At 59.8% G+C, this 14,156-nt stretch carries 13 protein-coding genes; 5 read left to right on the forward strand and 8 right to left on the reverse strand.

What is annotated here, in order from left to right:
• Positions 1-82 precede the first annotated feature (82 nt).
• The 8 genes from ribD to AC07OC_RS15240 all read right to left on the reverse strand — a co-directional run bounded on the left by ribD (position 83) and on the right by AC07OC_RS15240 (position 8,945).
• The gene (gene ribD, locus AC07OC_RS15205) at positions 83-1,192 is read right to left on the reverse strand and encodes a bifunctional diaminohydroxyphosphoribosylaminopyrimidine deaminase/5-amino-6-(5-phosphoribosylamino)uracil reductase RibD (RefSeq protein ID WP_218340150.1); all 1,110 of its coding nucleotides are present in this window, start codon (positions 1,190-1,192) and stop codon (positions 83-85) included.
• Positions 1,193-1,216: 24 nt separating this feature from the next.
• The gene (locus AC07OC_RS15210; RefSeq protein WP_218340151.1) at positions 1,217-1,654 is read right to left on the reverse strand and encodes a type IV pilin protein; all 438 of its coding nucleotides are present in this window, start codon (positions 1,652-1,654) and stop codon (positions 1,217-1,219) included.
• A gap of 28 nt (positions 1,655-1,682) precedes the next feature.
• Positions 1,683-5,426, reverse strand: a complete 3,744-nt coding sequence (locus AC07OC_RS15215; RefSeq protein WP_218340152.1) for a pilus assembly protein — start codon at positions 5,424-5,426, stop codon at positions 1,683-1,685.
• Positions 5,427-5,508: 82 nt separating this feature from the next.
• Positions 5,509-6,345: a pilus assembly PilX family protein gene (locus AC07OC_RS15220; protein ID WP_255591107.1), complete on the reverse strand. Its 837-nt coding sequence runs from the start codon at positions 6,343-6,345 to the stop codon at positions 5,509-5,511.
• A gap of 24 nt (positions 6,346-6,369) precedes the next feature.
• Positions 6,370-7,263, reverse strand: a complete 894-nt coding sequence (locus tag AC07OC_RS15225; RefSeq protein WP_255591108.1) for a PilW family protein — start codon at positions 7,261-7,263, stop codon at positions 6,370-6,372.
• A gap of 39 nt (positions 7,264-7,302) precedes the next feature.
• Positions 7,303-7,947: a type IV pilus modification protein PilV gene (gene pilV, locus AC07OC_RS15230; protein WP_218340153.1), complete on the reverse strand. Its 645-nt coding sequence runs from the start codon at positions 7,945-7,947 to the stop codon at positions 7,303-7,305.
• 5 nt (positions 7,948-7,952) lie between these two features.
• Positions 7,953-8,552 (reverse strand): GspH/FimT family pseudopilin, encoded by a 600-nt coding sequence (locus AC07OC_RS15235; RefSeq protein ID WP_218340154.1) that lies wholly within the window; start codon positions 8,550-8,552, stop codon positions 7,953-7,955.
• Positions 8,553-8,660: 108 nt separating this feature from the next.
• Entirely contained in the window at positions 8,661-8,945 is a 285-nt protein-coding gene (locus AC07OC_RS15240; RefSeq protein WP_218340304.1) for a hypothetical protein, read from the reverse strand.
• Between the two features lie 173 nt (positions 8,946-9,118).
• Between AC07OC_RS15240 and rpsO the strand changes: the two genes are divergently transcribed.
• From rpsO to secG, 5 genes are all read left to right on the forward strand, one after another.
• Entirely contained in the window at positions 9,119-9,385 is a 267-nt protein-coding gene (gene rpsO, locus AC07OC_RS15245) for a 30S ribosomal protein S15 (RefSeq protein WP_005793232.1), read from the forward strand.
• A gap of 207 nt (positions 9,386-9,592) precedes the next feature.
• Positions 9,593-11,839, forward strand: coding sequence for a polyribonucleotide nucleotidyltransferase (gene pnp, locus AC07OC_RS15250; protein WP_494601637.1), 2,247 nt, complete (start codon positions 9,593-9,595; stop codon positions 11,837-11,839).
• A 104-nt stretch (positions 11,840-11,943) separates the two neighbouring features.
• Positions 11,944-12,930 carry an NAD(P)H-quinone oxidoreductase gene (locus tag AC07OC_RS15255; RefSeq protein WP_218340155.1) on the forward strand — a complete coding sequence of 329 codons (987 nt, stop codon included), beginning with the start codon at positions 11,944-11,946 and terminating at the stop codon, positions 12,928-12,930.
• Between the two features lie 2 nt (positions 12,931-12,932).
• Entirely contained in the window at positions 12,933-13,682 is a 750-nt protein-coding gene (gene tpiA, locus AC07OC_RS15260) for a triose-phosphate isomerase (RefSeq protein ID WP_218340156.1), read from the forward strand.
• A gap of 39 nt (positions 13,683-13,721) precedes the next feature.
• The gene (secG, locus tag AC07OC_RS15265; RefSeq protein WP_218295517.1) at positions 13,722-14,096 is read left to right on the forward strand and encodes a preprotein translocase subunit SecG; all 375 of its coding nucleotides are present in this window, start codon (positions 13,722-13,724) and stop codon (positions 14,094-14,096) included.
• The last annotated feature ends 60 nt before the right edge of the window (positions 14,097-14,156 follow it).

The following is a 14,156-nucleotide window of genomic DNA, read 5'->3' on the forward strand; positions in this document are numbered from 1 at the left end:
AGCAAGAAGCGCGCCAGAGGTTGGTGCGTGGCTTTTGCACTGCCTTGGGGCGGTGCGGCCGAAGGCGATCGCGAGGGCCGGATTAAAAACTATCCCGACCCTGGACCCGTGCCAGGACGCGAAGGTCCGGTCCGATCATCTCTGCGGATGTGAACTGCAGCGCAAGCCCGTCCGCCAGCGCATGGAGCGGGTCCAGGTTCGCCATGCCCAGCCCGGGGCCCAGCAGGCGAGGGGCCAAGTACACAAGCAGTTCATCGACGAGGCCTTCTCGGACGAGGGATCCATTGAGCTTGTGGCCTGCTTCCACATGCAGCTCATTGATTCCCCGCTGGCCAAGGTCTTTCAGCATCGCTGCCAGATCCACTTTGCCGCTGGCATTGGGCAGATGGATCACCGTGGCACCGCGAGCTTCCAAGGCGGCTTTCTTTTCCTTGCTTGTGTTGGCTGTGTAGACAAGGCAATCACGTCCGCCCATCAGCAGGTTGGCATGCGGGGGCAGCTGCAATTGACTATCCACCAAGACCACATGGGGCTGGCGGGGTGTAGGTACTTCCCGGACGTCCAGGCGGGGGTTGTCGTCCAGCACGGTACCAATGCCGGTCAAAATGGCACAGGCCCTTGCCCGCCAGGCATGCCCATCCGCGCGTGCCGTGCGCGAGGTGATCCACTGGCTGGCGCCGTTATGAAGCGCCGTGGTGCCGTCCAGGGACGCTGCCGTCTTGAGCCGCACCCATGGCGTGCCCCGAACCATGCGGCTGAAAAAACCGATGTTGAGTTCGCGTGATTCTTCTGCCCCTGGGCCCACGACAACCTCGATACCCGCCGCCCGCAATCGCTCGAATCCGTGGCCTGCGACCAGAGGGTTGGGGTCGGTGATGGATGCCACCACTTTTGCAATCCCGGCTTCGATCAATGCATTGCAGCATGGACCGGTGCGGCCATGGTGAGAGCATGGCTCCAGGGTGACATAGGCGGTGGCACCGCGCACGTCGCGGCCAGCTGCTGCGGCATCGCGCAGCGCCATGATTTCTGCATGGGCGCCACCAGCACGCTGAGTGAATCCTCGGCCCAGCACCTCACCGTCGGGAGCGGTGATGACGCAACCAACGCGAGGATTGGGGCTGGAAAGAAAAAGTGCCTGGGCGGCTAGCCCAAGCGCTTGGTTCGCATAGTGGAGCGCTGTAGTGGTCATTGCTCCAGGATGGTAGCGCAGTGCTTACTTGCTCCAGCATGTGGCGTCAAAGCCAGCGTCAGTTTGAATCTTGCCGTTCGCGCCGCGTATGCCCGTGTGGGTCAATGTGTAGTTCCCGCACTTGTCCCCAATTTGCGCGCCTCGGGGTGTGGCGGTCAATGTGAATGAGGATGTTGTCGCGGGACCACCAATGGACAAGGTGTACCGTTTGTTTGGATCGAGGGTTCCATCCGCAAGACGCCATTGAAGAGAGTTTGGAAGAGTCGTCGGGTACACGCCGTTCGCCGTGGAGGCCCGCTCCAACCACTGCTGCGCCTGAAGAAGGCCTGCGCGAGCATCGGCGCGGTGACCCCGCCGGATGTACTCCGTGTAGCTGGGGAAAGCGATGGCTGAGAGGATGCCAACGATTGCCACCACAATCATTAGCTCAATCAGCGTAAAGCCCCGATGTTGCCTTTTCATAAGACAGTGTGCTCCTGCTAAAGCTGGTTTATTGCATTTGACGCCAGCTGGGGCGCATGGATTGTTCTGGGAGGAGGGCGTTGTCCAAACTGTCGTCTGTCCCGTCAGGTTTTTTCCCAGTGACTCGCATCTTTTCTCCACGCTTGATCATGGTCTGTGCGCCAGCAGTGACGGACACTCTCGATGCTCCTTGGTCGGCTGCCAAGTTGTATTTGCCATTGCCATCCGTATCCATGATCTGCACGCTGGGCTTCTTGCCATCCATGATGTTGATAAGGGTCATGTATTGGCGTTCCTTGTCCACCGTGCCTGCTTCGCATGTTTCAACGGCAGGGTCTAGTCTGGAGCCCTTGGCCGGCACCTGCGAGAAGACGGTCAGCAGGTTGCTGCCGTCATAGAATTCGATAGGCTTGAGCAGGCGTTCGCGGGTCTGGGGCAGGTCCATGTACCAACCGCTGCTGGTTCCCCAATTCAGTACGGTGGCATCGGTAATGGTCCAGAACTCATGACCATCGCGGGTGTTCACGGACGCAGTGGGAATTGTGCGTTGGACCAGACTCGACTGGGTAACCGGTGCTGGCAGGTCCGCACTCGACTTCACCAGCTTGTTGCAAGGTGCGTCGGTAGAGGATGCGCAAACTTCCACACGGTCCTTCTTGGTGCCTACCAGCTTGTAGCGTGTGTTATCGAGCACCGAGTACAAGGTCTGCTTGTTCGCGTTGACGGGGGTGTTGGGGTCGTTCGGGTTGCTCGCGTTGTACGTTGCCAAGTTGCTTCCTGTGCCAAAGGCCACCATCAGTCCACCCACCGATACAGTTTCTTTTTTGCCGCCACCGATATCGATTTCCTTCTTTCGGTCATTGGCACGCACTGTGGGCACGATGGTTATCGGTTGCGCCAACGTGCGCGAATCAGGGGAGCCTTCCGTGCCCCCTTTGGCGGTAAACAGTGGCACTCCGCTGGTCGTATGGTTGGTGGTGGTCGCGGCAGAACTACCCCATCGCGCCACACCCCAGGCGGTATCGTCATTGCTGGTGAGCAGGAACTTCCACATGTTGCCCTTGAGATCACCTGCATACACAACATCGGGGCGGCCATCGCCGTTGATGTCTACGAGGCGCGGTGCGGAGAGGCCATTGTCGGTGGTATCGAGGTGGGCATTCGTGGCGGTGGTACCCGTAGCCACTAAACGCAACAGTTCCTTGCTGCCATCCAAGTACTGGACCAGCAGCACGGGCCGGCCGCTTTTGCTGTTGTAGCCGTTACCCATCACCGCCGCCCAGCGGTTGTTGTTCAAGCGCACGATTTGCGTCGTACGCTGCGGGTTTGCCTCGTCCATCACCGGCTTGGTAAAGATGTGTCCCATGTCGGCAAGAGCCAGGCATGCCTCTTTCTTGGTGACAGGGGTGATGACCGTGTTCTCGCAATCCTCCACGCTGGTGGTGGCCTCGGTGGCATGACGCGTCTTGTCCATCACTACCAGTTGCTGGGCATTGCCTTCGGTAAAGTTGCCAGCGTCATCACCCGCGATATTGCCCGGGTTGGTCACGTCCAGCACAAAGAACCCCTTCCCACCAGCGCCTAGCGATCCGACCAGTAGCGTGTGCCAGTTGGGGGCGTAAGTGGGATCCGTGGTGTCACCGGTGCCCATGTCCACATCACCGGTCATGGGAGAGCCATCTACATAGTAGCGATGATTCTGGTTGAAAGCGGGGTCAGCGAGGCGGCCCACGGCAGGTATCACCCCACGGGGCACGTAGGCCACCTTCTCTGAGCCATTCTCGGCCGAAAAACCGTGCAACATGCCATCGTTTCCACCCACGTAGATCATGGGCAAGCGATCCTTCTGCGCGCGCGTAAAAGCGGTATAGCCTTTCCAAGCATAGTTGCTGACGGGTGCGCCCACATACCAGACCTCGGAGTTGACGATATCCCCTTGGCGAGATTTGCGTTGACGGAAGGGGTTGGTGGATGGGTAATTGGCCGGGCTTTCCGTTCCCTCCTTGGTGCGATCACCGCGCACATAATTCAGGCGGTCCTGTCCTAGGGCATCAGTGGTGCCATCACTCTTCATATTGAGAAATGCTTTTTGCGCGGTGCTAAGGTTAGTTTCATCGCTAGCCCATTTGAATGGCACCCCCCCTTTTTCCTGACCCGTCGTAGCGTCAATTTGTTTGCTGCTCCAACTCAAGATAAGGCGACTGCCGACACTGAAACCTGTGGCATCCAGCAGGTCGGCCGTTGTTTTGCCTGCCCACCCCACCGCGGGCACTGTGGTGCCGTCCTTTTTCACGGTTTCCGCTTCAACCCAACCTCTCCAAGCCTCTTTGGGCATGTAGTTCGCCACGTATTTACCCACGTCGTTACGGGACGCATTGCTACCGCTAGTGGCGGTGGAACCCCGGTCAGGTTCGTTCTGGGTATTGATCTGCTGGATGATCATGCGGAAGGCTTTTTCCAGATCTTCGCCTTGTTCTACGGCGAAGAAGCGACCGCGGCCATTGAGAGCAGCGTGCCATAGGTCTAGCGAACGGCGGTCTTCGTTGCTCATGGCAGGCCAAGTCTTGTCTCCCTTGACCAGATTTGGAAAGTCGCCGTCATAACCGAACGGCACCATCTCCGTGGGGCGTGTGATGTTGTACTTGGCGTCGGAAAAATCGGTCTTCCATTCATAGGCCATCTTGCTGAAGCCAATGGTGTAGGTCACCATATGAGGCCAAGTCGCAGGGTTGTATTTTGGATTCCAGTACTTTGGCAGAGCCACGCCCCCGATGGTCTCAGTTGCCGGTGCCTGGTCATACTCCGGCTCTGGCAATATCGTGCCGGTCAAGTCAGCGGGAAGCTGGAGTCTTTGTGACCAACTTTTAAAGGCCCAATCAGCCAAGGTGTTGTCCGTGCCATCGCGGTACATTTTTGTGTAATTTGTGGTGCCGGTAGTGGTGCTGGAACCATACTTAGTACTATCTGGCAAGTCCACTGTTCCAGGGGTATCTATGTTGCCGCCTGCCGCATAAGTGTTGACGTAATTGTTCCATCTGCCATCAGTCATCACAATGTGGTAGTTTCGACGGCAACCAAGATACTCTGCGGTAGTACTGCTATCGCCTGGTTTGGTGGCCCAAGGACCGTTCGCGCTTAGCGTGCGCCGCATGTAGTCATCGGCCTGCTTAAACATACGATGAGTTGGCGTTCCATTGCCAGGCTTCAATTTGTCAATGAAATTCTTGAAGTTTTGGCGATGGGTAACTGTTGCGTCGTCTTTGAGCACGCGCATCGAGTTTTCACCCATCGTAGCGCTGTCTACGCTAGTAGCTCCCGCAAGGCCACGAAGAGTATTGCTGTCATCCCTTTGCCGGGGGCCGACACCGGGTGAGCCCCCGTTGTTCCACATGACTTGCCAAGCGAGGCGGATTTTTCCATCAGGCAGCAAGGTTGTATCGTTGAACACATTCTTCAGTGCGTACTTCAACACGTTGATGCGGCGGCTGGTCGTAGGCCAAGTCTTCTTGTTTGGGTCCGTGGGGGTCGGAGTTGCTAGTGGAGCAGTTTCTCCGGTTGCCCCGTTTTCGCTTTCCATGTCCAGACGGAAGTCCATGCTGCCTGAGTCATCGACAGAAATAATCACATTGGGTGCAACGTAGGGCGTGACTGTGCCTGGTGGAGATTGTGCAAAATCAAGCGCCCACCCACCATGCGGTGCAAGTGCCGCACTAGCCGCGATGGCGAGCAGCGTCTTTTTGAAATTGGGGTGAGGTTGCGTCGGACGGGGCATTATGTGCTCCAAGTCGAATTGGGTTGAAATCTACTGCAGGGCTTAAGTGCTGAGGGCTGAATGCTCTTGATTTGATAGTAATTCAGTCCACGAGTTTTTGACGAGCATAGGTTTGCTGCAGCACCACGCGGGTAACGGGCACATCTACACCGCCCTCGTTTCTGAGTTTGCGTCCGTGCGCCACTGCAGTAATTCGGTACACAACGCTGGGTTGCAGGTTGAGAGCCAAGTTGTTGAGGCCATCAGCAATCAGGCGTGATTTGTCGGCATCACTGTCGTAGGGCAGCACTTCAATCCAGTACCAGCCACCTTCATTGTTCCTGGTGGTATCCGCGCCTTTGTTGCCTATTTGCAGGATGGGGTTGCTAGCGCTGCCAACGTTGGCACCGGAGTATTGGCCGTAGCGTGCACCTATACGGTTGGCATTGGTACTAACCATCATTTGTTCCAGCGACACGTCTTCGCCAGGGGTAGTGAGGTCGGGGGTGCTACCGGTGTTGTTCCAAAAATCCTGTCTACCAGGGCGCTTGAGGCAGAGGGCATCAATGCAGCGCGGGCCTGAGGTGATTCCTTCCAGTTTTGCCAAAAGGGCTGCGGTCTCCTTGGCTTCCAACGGAATTTGTGCTTGGGTGGAATTGCCATTGCGGCACGCCGTGGCGGTGGGTATGCGGCAGTCGCTGCCATCGGCCTTTTCACCGCGAATGTCCAACTCTGCGTCGAGTAGCAAGGCCTGGGCGGCTTCAAACGCGCGCTGATAGTCGGCATCGTTGCCTACCACCATTTCGTTGAACATCGACGTGCGCGAGGCCCACAACGCCAACAGCATGGAGAGCATGACAAAGACGATGACGATGAACAGCGAGATGCCACGCTGGTGTCGCTGAGATTGTCGAAAAGAGGGGGAGGGCATGCGTTGCATGAACGTGGTTGTGTGGTGTGTGGATCAGCCTGACAGCCCTTGGCTGCGCAGTTGGTATACGTTGCGGAACACTGTGTGCATGCGCCGGTTGCGGGGGGCGGCGAGGGAGGTCATGTTGACGGCCGTCGTACCGTCGCAGTCGGTGTAGGTGCTGTTCGTGGGTAGGTCGAGGGATTCGCTGCCATAGAGCACTAGGCACACCTCCACGCCAAAGACCTGAGGCCAGCCTGTAGCGCCCACGGTGGTGGCATCGACGTAGCGCATCTGCGGGTTGCCTGTTCCCGCACTGCTTTGCATGAGATAGCGGACCTGAAAGTTGGCGACATTGCGTACAAGGGGTTGCGAATTGCCTGTACCGGCGCAGTGCAGTTCGTTGTTCTTCAATACAAAGCGGCTTTGTATCAACGCGTCGGTGCCGTTTTCTGCCAAGCAATTGCGCTGCAGGGATTCGCTCGGCTTGAGAGGGTCCTTGGGGTGGTAAACAAGTTCTTTATAGTTGCGGTAGCCGGTTGTGAGCTTGTATTCTGTCGCGCTGGGCGAATCCTTACCGCTCAGAGTATCCGTGGAAAGGGTGAAGGCGCTGCCATCTCCTGAGGTCGCCACGAAGTCGGTTTCAAAGGCCACACGGTCCCCTACTATGGTGGGAGTGGTGTCGCCTTCTACCTTGGCTGCCGACAATTTGAGTTTGAGGGAGCCGGCTTGACGAAGCTGTTGGCCCATGACGCGAAAAGCATAGGATGCCTGTTGCTGGATGTCGCTGGAATCGCTGACTGTGCCTGAAATACCGCGCGAGACCATGAGGGCGCCCATTGCCACAGCGACGGTGAGCAGGCCTATGACAATGCCCACCAGCAATTCGATCAAGGTGACGCCGCGCTGAACGGCATGCCCTGGGTGCATGTGTTTTGTTGTCAGCATGCTTACAAATGATGGAGTACACATGGATGAATGTCTCCTTCAGGATTTGGGACCTGGGCAGAAATACTGGACTGCCGTATCTGCAAAGTACGGTGCGCAACGGCTGCTAACTGGGATGTACTGTAAGTGGCAGGTGAAGTCTGTAGGGCAGGTTGTCGCAGTAGTACCGTCGCCCCCCAGGGCTGCGGATGTGGTGCTCAAGCTGTCCTTGTATGCACTGCTGGTTTCACGCTCGTTCTCGCGCCAACTAATCAAAACGCCTAGCTGGCGACGGTTGCCGACGGTGTTGTCTCCTGGGGCAAAAAAGATACTGGCATTGCCTAGAGGTAGGGCGCGCTCTACGGTTCGTTTCCATTCGCGCACATCGTAGGCGGCGAACTCGGCATGGGTGCAGGTGCCGGTATCGCAGAGCTTGGAGGCTTGCGCAGTAGGGGCGGCACCCGAGCGCCAACCTACCGCGTAGTTGTTGATGTTGCCCAGGGCGTTGGGGTTGACTTTAAGGCGTTCGCCCAAGTCTTCTATCAGTCTGACAGCCTGTGCGCGCCGTACGGTGGTTGAAGTGTCAGTAAGAGTGCGCATCTGCACACCCAGGATTCCCAGAATGCCCAGTGCGGCAACAACAATGGCCACCAAGGATTCGATCAGGGTGATGCCGCGTTGGGGGTGGATGAAGGGGGTTTGCATGTTGTTCAACCGGAAGTGCAAGGGAGATCTGTAATGACTCTGATGCGTCCGCCCGAACTCATGCACAGGCCTCGGGCAGCAGGGTCCGAAAGCGTTTTATGCAATGGAACCACGCTGAATCCAATGAAGGGTCCGGTGACCCGGCCCCACCGGTCGAATTGAATGCTGGCGCCCCCACTGGTGCGAGAGGCTGTCACATTGGGCGGCATGGTGAAACTCTGTAGGGTTTCTTCGCCTGGGTCCTGGGTGCCGTCGCTGTCGGTGTCAACAAAGACAACCCAGCCACAGTCCCATTCGTCATTATCTGCTGCTAAGGTGCAGCCGCTGGTTCCCGTGGGCTCCTTGCGAATGGAAACTCTACCCCCGCGCTTGATAGCCTCGGAGCGCGCGTAGTACAGCGAGGATTGGAGGCCCTCCACCGCCTGTCGCACGCGCCAACGTTCGATCAACGGAGTGAAACTGGGCGTCGCCAGGGCGGTGAGAATGGCCAGAATGGCAACCACCACCATCAATTCGATGACGGTGAACCCTCGGAAAGCGTGTGGTTGTTGCCAACCGCCGTGGTGGGCGCCAAGCGTGCTGAATTGATATTGCGATACCTGCATATTGGTGGATGCTAGGCCTGTCTCATTGATGTCAGGGGCTAAGTCTGACGAGTGGCTGGCAGGCCGAGATGAACGGTGCTGTTGGTGTGCACCGAGCGCTCCTTCTCCCTATCTCGTATACCCCCGGCAAGCCCCCGCGTTGTGCATGCCTTTGCATTCCCGGTACATCCGGCGATCACGCTGGGCGGGTGTCTCTTCGGAGCTGCTGCGCTGATAGGTGACTTTGCTAACGCTTTTCTTCTTGGAAGAGGTGTTGGCGGTGGTGGCGGTGTCACTGGCAGAGCGCTTGGCCAGTGCGTAGCCAGGGCTTGTGATCAGGACCAAAGCGACGCCTGTGGCCAGCAAGGCATGGCGGACTGTGGTGTGTGAAAGGAAAGCGTCAAGTTGCGTCATGAGGGGGCTTTCAGGTGTGGGGCGGGAACCTGGGCGGGGCAAGAATTCCACGTGGGGGTTATAATCGACAAGTTTTGCATGGTGCAAGACGCACGCCTGCGGCCGTTCCAGCTGCTGGCGCAAGTAAAAACCAAGGCTCGGCAAGTCTGTCGAGACTCCATCAAGGAAAAATTATGATCGCATCCTCCATCAAGGCCGAAGTCGTCAAGGCCAATGCCCGTGCTGCCAACGACACTGGCAGTCCAGAAGTGCAAGTGGCCCTGCTGACGGCCCGCATCAACGAACTGACCCCTCACTTCAAGACGCACGCCAAGGACCACCACGGTCGCCGCGGCCTGCTGCGCATGGTGAGCCGCCGCCGCAAGCTGCTGGACTACCTGAAGGCCAAGGACGCTGACCGTTACACCGCGCTGATCGCCAAGCTGGGTCTGCGCAAGTAATCTTCATTGCATGCGAAAACGCCTGGGTTAGTCCGCTAGCTCAGGCGTTTTTTACTTCGGAGCCGCAAAACAGAGCGAAGCTGTGTCATTCCAATGGGGTTGCCGCCGCAGTGCAGCAGGCAGGTCCACTGGAATGGCATCGTGTTCTGAATTGCTCTCCGCCGCAGTCTGGTAGAGCGCTACCAGCTATTAAAAAAGGAGCTGAACATGAGCATTTTCAACAAAGTCACCAAGACCTTCCAATGGGGCGACAAGACCGTCGTCATGGAAACCGGCGAAATCGCACGCCAAGCCTCTGGCGCCGTGCTGGTGAACATTGATGACACCGTGGTGCTGGCCACCGTGGTGGCATCCAAGGGCGCCAAGCCCGGCCAGGACTTCTTCCCCCTGACGGTGGATTACATCGAGAAGACCTACGCCGCCGGCAAGATCCCCGGCAGCTTCTTCAAGCGCGAAGCGAAGCCCAGCGAGCACGAAACGCTGACCAGCCGCCTGATCGACCGCCCGATCCGCCCGCTGTTCCCCGAGGGTTTCTTCAACGAAGTGCATGTGGTGATCCACACGGTGTCGCTGAATCCCGAAGTGGATGCTGACATCGCTGCCCTCATCGCCACCAGTGCGGCGCTGGCCATCTCCGGTATCCCGTTCAACGGCCCCATCGGCGCCGCACGCGTGGGCTACATCAATGGCGAGTACGTGCTCAACCCCGGCCAGACGGCGCGCAAGAGCTCGCAGATGGATCTGGTCGTGGCCGGCACCGAAGCAGCCGTGCTGATGGTCGAATCCGAAGCCCAGCAACTGTCCGAAGAAATCATGCTCGGCGCCGTGGTGTTTGGCCATGAGCAAGGCAATGTGGCCATCAACGCCATTCATGAACTGGTGCGCGATGCTGGCAAGCCCGTGTGGCAGTGGGAAGCGCCCGCCAAGGACGAAGCCCTGATCGCCAAGGTGGTTGCGCTGGCCGACGACAAGCTGCGCGCCGCCTACCAGATCCGCAACAAGCAGGCCCGCACCCAGGCCTGCCGCGAGTCCTACGCCGCCGTGATGGCAGCGCTCAAGGCCGATGGCGTCGAGTTCGATGCCGTGAAGGTCGAAGGCATGCTGTTCGACATCGAGGCGGGCATCGTGCGCAGCCAGATCCTGGCCGGCGAGCCCCGCATCGACGGCCGCGACACGCGCACTGTGCGCCCCATCGAAATCCGCAGCAGCGTGCTGCCGCGCGCCCATGGCTCGTCGCTGTTCACGCGTGGCGAAACCCAGGCGCTGGTCGTGACCACGCTGGGTACCGAGCGCGATGCGCAGCGCATCGACGCCCTGGCTGGCGAGTACGAAGACCGCTTCATGATGCACTACAACATGCCTCCCTTCGCCACGGGCGAAGTGGGCCGCATGGGTTCGACCAAGCGCCGCGAAATCGGCCACGGCCGCCTTGCCAAGCGTGCCCTGGTGGCTGTGCTGCCCACCAAGGAAGAATTTCCCTACACCATGCGAGTGGTCTCGGAAATCACCGAGTCCAATGGCTCTTCGTCCATGGCTTCGGTCTGCGGCGGCTGCCTGTCCATGATGGACGCCGGCGTGCCCATGAAGGCCCACGTGGCGGGTATCGCCATGGGCCTGATCAAGGATGCCAACCGCTTCGCCGTGCTGACCGACATCCTGGGTGATGAGGATCACCTGGGCGACATGGACTTCAAGGTGGCGGGTACCACCGGCGGCATCACCGCGCTGCAGATGGACATCAAGATCCAGGGCATCACCAAGGAGATCATGCAGATCGCCCTGGCGCAGGCCAAGGAAGCACGCATGCACATCCTGGGCAAGATGCAGGAAGCCATGGGCGAAGCCAAGACCGAGGTGTCCACCTTCGCGCCCAAGCTCTACACCATGAAGATCAACCCCGAGAAGATCCGCGACGTGATCGGCAAGGGCGGCGCCGTGATCCGTGCGTTGACCGAGGAAACGGGCTGCCAGATCAACATCGAGGAAGACGGCACCATCACCATCGCGGCCACCGACGCTGCCAAGGCGGACGAAGCCAAGAAGCGCATCGAGCAGATCACGGCCGAGGTCGAGATCGGCAAGATCTACGAAGGTCCCGTGACCAAGGTCCTGGACTTCGGCGCGCTGATCAACCTGCTGCCCGGCAAGGATGGCCTGCTGCACATCAGCCAGATCGCCCATGAGCGTGTCGAGAAGGTGTCCGACTACCTGACCGAAGGCCAGATCGTGAAGGTCAAGGTCATGGAGACCGATGAGAAGGGCCGCATCAAACTGTCGATGAAGGTGCTGGCCGACCGCCCGGCGGGTGGCAGCGATCGTCCTGCTCCCGCGGAGCGCGGTGACCGTGAGCCTCGCCGTGACCAAGGGCGCGACGGCGGCCGCCAGCCGGCGGAGCAGCAACAACAACAGCAATCTCTGCCTTCGGACAACGGTTCCGGGCAGATCGTGGGCTGAGTTGGTGATTTGCTATTGATTTTGTAGCTGCTGGCGCCTGTGAAAAGGGCGTTGGCAATCAAAATCACTCAAACAAACCAACCAACTGTCCAAGGAATCGCAACATGCGTGCTGTCGAGATCACATCCTTTGGTGGGCCGGAGGTGTTGCAGCTGGGGGAACGCCCCATGCCGCAGCCGGGCGCCGGCGAGTTGCTGATCCGTGTTGCCGCCAGCGGGATCAACCGCCCTGACGTGCTGCAGCGACTGGGGCACTATGCTCCGCCGCCCGGCACCTCGGACCTGCCGGGCCTGGAGGTCGCGGGCGTGGTGGAGTCGGGTGATCCTGCTGCCATGGCGCAGGCGGGCATTGGCGTGGGCGACCGCGTCTGTGCCTTGGTGGCGGGCGGGGGGTATGCGCAGTGGTGCGTGGCACCTGTCGCGCAGTGCCTGCCCGTGCCCGAGGGCTTGAGCGACGTCGAGGCGGCATCGTTGCCGGAAACGTTCTTTACCGTGTGGAGCAACGTCTTCGACCGGGGGCGTCTGCAGGCGGGCGAAAGCCTGCTGGTCCAGGGGGGCACCAGCGGCATTGGCGTGACTGCCATACAGCTGGCGCGGGCGTTCGGAGCGACCGTCATTGCCACGGCGGGCAGCGACGACAAGTGCGCGGCCTGTCTGCAGTTGGGGGCCCACCATGCCATCAACTACAAGACGCAGGACTTCGTGGCGGAAGCAAAGCGCATCACGCAGGCCAAGGGCGTGGACGTGGTGCTGGACATGGTCGCTGGCGACTATGTGGCGCGCGAGGTGGAGTGCGGGGCCGAAGACGGGCGCATCGTCATCATCGCGGTGCAGGGTGGTGTCAAGAGTGACTTCAATGCGGGCCTGGTGCTGCGGCGCCGGCTTACCATCACGGGTTCCACCCTGCGCCCGCGTCCCGTGGCATTCAAGGGCGCCATCGCCCGCGCGTTGCGCGAGCATGTGTGGCCCTTGCTGGCGCAGGGGAGGGTGCGTCCCGTCATCCACAGCACGTTTGCCGCGGCGGATGCCGCCAAGGCCCATGCCCTGATGGAGTCGAACCAGCACATCGGCAAGATTGTTTTGACGTGGTGACCATGAACAGCAAGAAAAAACTCATCGCAGGCAACTGGAAGATGAACGGCAGCCTGGCTGCCAACGATGCCTTGTTGAAAGGCATCATTGCCGGCCTTGAGGGCGCGGCCTGCGACGTCGCTGTCGCCGTGCCTGCTCCGTATCTGGCGCAGGCGCAGTCCGTCGCGTTCGGATCCGTGGTGGCGATTGCCGCCCAGGATGTGTCGCAGCACGATGCAGGGGCGTACACCGGCGAGGTCTCGGCTGCCATGCTGAAGGAATTTGGCGTGCGCTATGCGCTGGTGGGGCACTCGGAGCGCCGCCAGTACCATGGGGAAACCGATGTCGCCGTTGCCGAAAAGGCGCAGCGGGCACTGGCCGCGGGCATCACGCCCATTGTCTGTGTCGGCGAGACCCTGCAGGAGCGCGAGGCCGGCCAGACCGAGGCCGTGGTCAAGCGCCAGCTGGCGGCTGTGATCCATCTCAATGGCCATTGCATCAGCGAAGTGGTGGTGGCATACGAACCGGTCTGGGCGATCGGCACGGGCCGCACGGCCACGCCCGAACAGGCGCAGGCCGTGCACGCGGTGCTGCGTGCGCAGCTGTCTGCGGCCAGCGAGCACGCCGATCGCATCCGCCTGCTGTACGGCGGCAGCATGAATGCCGTCAATGCGGCGCAATTGCTTGCGCAGCCTGACATCGATGGCGGCCTCGTCGGGGGGGCATCGCTGAAGGCGCCCGATTTCCTGCAAATTATTGCGGCTGCCCGTTGAGGCGGCCCTTCCAGCTATTCAATCAGGAGTGAACAGAGAATGAACGTGATCGTGAATGTGGTTTTGGCGGTGCAGATGCTGACGGCCCTGGGGATGATTGGCCTGATCCTTGTCCAGCATGGCAAGGGTGCGGACATGGGGGCGGCATTTGGCAGCGGCAGTTCCGGAAGCCTGTTCGGCGCCAGCGGCAGTGCCAATTTTCTGTCGCGCACCACGGCAGTCCTGGCTGCGGTGTTTTTTGTCGCAACGCTGGCGTTGGCCTACTTTGGCAATGCGCGTCCCGCCAGTTCGGGCAGCGTGCTGGAAAGCCCGGCTGCTGCAGTGCCCGCGGGTGCTCCTGCGGCCTCGGCTTCGGATGCTGTTGTGGCTCCTGCGGTGCCCGCTTCAGGCGCCGCGCAGATCCCCACCAAATAATCTGCACTAAATTGGGCTTCGTAAGCCGAAGCAGGGTTTTTCCGGAGTAGAATTCTGGAT

The organism is Acidovorax sp. GW821-FHT10E04 (assembly GCF_059415185.1).

Bases quoted from the DNA above. Each gene is read 5' to 3' on its own strand.
- secG (WP_218295517.1), top strand. From the start codon at position 13,722: ATGAACGTGATCGTGAATGTGGTTTTGGCGGTGCAGATGCTGACGGCC.
- AC07OC_RS15210 (WP_218340151.1), bottom strand. From the start codon at position 1,654: ATGAAAAGGCAACATCGGGGCTTTACGCTGATTGAGCTAATGATTGTG.
- ribD (WP_218340150.1), bottom strand. From the start codon at position 1,192: ATGACCACTACAGCGCTCCACTATGCGAACCAAGCGCTTGGGCTAGCC.
- AC07OC_RS15225 (WP_255591108.1), bottom strand. From the start codon at position 7,263: ATGCTGACAACAAAACACATGCACCCAGGGCATGCCGTTCAGCGCGGC.
- pilV (WP_218340153.1), bottom strand. From the start codon at position 7,947: ATGCAAACCCCCTTCATCCACCCCCAACGCGGCATCACCCTGATCGAA.
- AC07OC_RS15235 (WP_218340154.1), bottom strand. From the start codon at position 8,552: ATGCAGGTATCGCAATATCAATTCAGCACGCTTGGCGCCCACCACGGC.
- rpsO (WP_005793232.1), top strand. From the start codon at position 9,119: ATGATCGCATCCTCCATCAAGGCCGAAGTCGTCAAGGCCAATGCCCGT.
- AC07OC_RS15220 (WP_255591107.1), bottom strand. From the start codon at position 6,345: ATGCAACGCATGCCCTCCCCCTCTTTTCGACAATCTCAGCGACACCAG.
- AC07OC_RS15215 (WP_218340152.1), bottom strand. From the start codon at position 5,426: ATGCCCCGTCCGACGCAACCTCACCCCAATTTCAAAAAGACGCTGCTC.
- AC07OC_RS15255 (WP_218340155.1), top strand. From the start codon at position 11,944: ATGCGTGCTGTCGAGATCACATCCTTTGGTGGGCCGGAGGTGTTGCAG.
- pnp (WP_494601637.1), top strand. From the start codon at position 9,593: ATGAGCATTTTCAACAAAGTCACCAAGACCTTCCAATGGGGCGACAAG.
- AC07OC_RS15240 (WP_218340304.1), bottom strand. From the start codon at position 8,945: ATGACGCAACTTGACGCTTTCCTTTCACACACCACAGTCCGCCATGCC.
- tpiA (WP_218340156.1), top strand. From the start codon at position 12,933: ATGAACAGCAAGAAAAAACTCATCGCAGGCAACTGGAAGATGAACGGC.